This window comes from Bacillus sp. JJ1127 (genome assembly GCF_036965845.1).
Taxonomy (GTDB): domain Bacteria; phylum Bacillota; class Bacilli; order Bacillales; family Bacillaceae_G; genus Bacillus_A.
In genome coordinates this window covers 24806-27425 of record NZ_JBALQK010000020.1, presented here as the reverse complement: position 1 = coordinate 27425, position 2620 = coordinate 24806, and the positions used below count along the sequence as shown (strand labels likewise).

General features: G+C 37.6%; 2 protein-coding genes and 2 riboswitches. Both genes read right to left on the bottom strand.

What is annotated here, in order from left to right; genetic code table 11:
• Positions 1-151 precede the first annotated feature (151 nt).
• Positions 152-257: riboswitch (SAM riboswitch) on the bottom strand.
• Positions 258-350: 93 nt separating this feature from the next.
• A complete protein-coding gene (lysA, locus tag V7183_RS02810; protein WP_335358629.1) occupies positions 351-1667 on the bottom strand; it encodes a diaminopimelate decarboxylase in 1317 nt (438 codons plus the stop codon).
• A 179-nt stretch (positions 1668-1846) separates the two neighbouring features.
• A riboswitch (Lysine riboswitch) is annotated at positions 1847-2029 on the bottom strand.
• A gap of 88 nt (positions 2030-2117) precedes the next feature.
• The gene (locus V7183_RS02805) at positions 2118-2516 is read right to left on the bottom strand and encodes a DUF3888 domain-containing protein (protein ID WP_335358628.1); all 399 of its coding nucleotides are present in this window, start codon (positions 2514-2516) and stop codon (positions 2118-2120) included.
• Positions 2517-2620 lie beyond the last annotated feature (104 nt).

Sequence of the window (2620 nt, the reverse complement as noted above, 5' to 3'; positions counted from 1 at the left end):
ATAGAAGCGGTCAGTGCCTTTTTCTGCCACATGCGAAGTAAAAAACAGAAAGAGTAAACGAGTGTAAGTTCCGTTTTATTCTGCATAGCAGGGAATTTAGATGCCGAAAAATTAAAATGGATTTATATATCCCACATGCACCTTTCTATCTAGCTCTTTTAAAAATGGATGCCATTTTGCTGGACTTAGCACCTTGCTACTATAAGCAGGTTGCTAAGCTTCGTAGGACCAATTCCCTCTGCTTCTCTTGATAAGCTTTGTATTTTATCACAACTCTGATTTTCTCATTCCTAGTTTTCCAATATATATTTTAAAAGAAGTTGCTCCATTCGAACAACTCCTTTTATCATTTAAACAAGCTCTTTAATACGTATGCGATCGTTTCCAATTATATTTTCATATGTTTCACGTTCCACAACAATTTGTGATGTTCCACCTTTTGCAAATACTACAGCTGGTCTGCGAATACGATTATAATTATTCGCCATAGAATAACCATATGCTCCCGTACAAGAGATTGCCAATAAATCAGAGGATGCAACTTGCGGAAGATTTATGTCCCAAATAAGCATATCTCCGCTCTCACAACATTTTCCTGCAATCGAAACAACTTCTTCATTTTCTTCATTTCCCCGATTTGCTAGCATCGCCTCATAACGTGCTCCGTATAATGCCGGTCTTAAATTATCTGTCATTCCACCATCAACTGAAACATATTTACGAATACCTGGGATATTTTTTACCGCTCCTACTGTATAAAGCGTTGTTCCTGCATCGCCAACAATACTTCGCCCAGGCTCAACCCATATTTCAGGAAGGGGATACTCACATGTTGTAAATTGTTCCCTCACCGCATTCGTTACCGCAAGCACATACGCTTCAAGTGTAAGGGGTGTATCAGATTCCGTATAGCGAATTCCAAACCCTCCGCCAACATTTAACACTGTTACTATATACCCTGTTTGTTCTCTTATTTCTTCTAAAAAGTTACGTAATACTTCAATTGCTCGAACGAACCCTGCTGTCTCGAAAATTTGTGAGCCAATGTGCGAGTGAATACCTAACACGTTATAATTTGACTTCTCTAATGCCATTTGAATCGCCTGTATCGCCTGACCAGTAGAAACCCCAAAACCAAATTTCGAATCATCTTGCCCTGTCGTTATATACTCATGTGTATGCGCCTCTACCCCAGGTGTCACACGAATTAATATGCTGACAATTTTTCCATACTGCACTGCTAAATCGTGCAATACTTCTAGCTCAAAGAAATTATCCACTACAAAACAACCAATGCCTGCTTGCAGGGCCATTATCATCTCTTCTTCCGTTTTATTATTTCCGTGAAAATGAATACGAGATGCTGGAAAACCCGCTTGCAAAGCTGTATATAGCTCTCCTCCAGAAACAACATCTAAAGACATATTTTCTTCACGAGCTACTCGGCACATCTCCATGCACAAGAACGCCTTACTTGCATATGCTACTTGGTAAGAAAATCCACTTTCCTGGAACGCACGATGGAATGCGCGACATTTTTCCCGAATAGCAACCTCATCGTACACATAAAGTGGCGTTCCATATGCTTTTGCTAATTGCGTTGTATCGCACCCTCCAATTTCTAAGTGTCCTTGCTCATTGATCCGACTTGTGCCGTGTAAATACATTTTAATTCCTCCCTTATTTCCTCTAAAACTCATAACCCCAATCTTCTATTCATTGCAGCACGCTTTTAGATAAACAAAAAACGCGCGGAACAATGTTCACACGCGTTTCTTATTAGGAATAATGTATATTGAAAAAATAAACTAGTTGTTATCTTCTCAAATAAGAAACCGCATCAACATCTCCAAATAGCTCTCCATAAAAATAAATCTTATGACAGTACTACATTTATTCAATGCAGTCCCAATATATGAATAATGTGGTCATTCTTATATTTCGGCAATAGTCCCTTTCAATCTATGATCACAGATTCCACTAAATCTCCCATAGCTTACTCTTTCCTATTGCGGCCTCTACCTTTGAGAGTAGATGAGGTAAATCTATTCAATTTTCAAACATCTTATATTGCTATTAACAATACCAAAGGAATAAATTATTTGTCAAACAATTTTTTATATTGGTTTTTTGCAATTTAGCTTTGTATCATTTGGTAAACGCTTTATAGCCACCTTCGTTACAATCCATTCTCCCTCTTCATTATTAAACGTAATACTTATTTTTTCAAATGGCGGAAGCACTTTCCCTCCTATCCCTGATTCATACTTCGTCACTTCAATTACTGCTTGAAATAAATATGTACCACTATAAAGTTTTTTTATGCTAACTATTTTCGGACAATCATATGGCTTTAGTTTTCCATAATGTTTTTCAATCGCTGCATTTATTTGTGGAAATAATACAGAATAGAGAGCATCCTCCATTAACGGCAAATCGTATTGTGCCGTAATCACCACTGGAGAAGAAAACATTATAAGACCACTACATAGTACGAAACACAGTAACTTTTTCATCATGACCTCCGTATCCTTATGCGATGTTTTTCTCACTATTTGCGGACAGCAGCACTTCACCTCAAAATTCAACGAAGGCAAAGAAGTTATATAAATCCATTTTA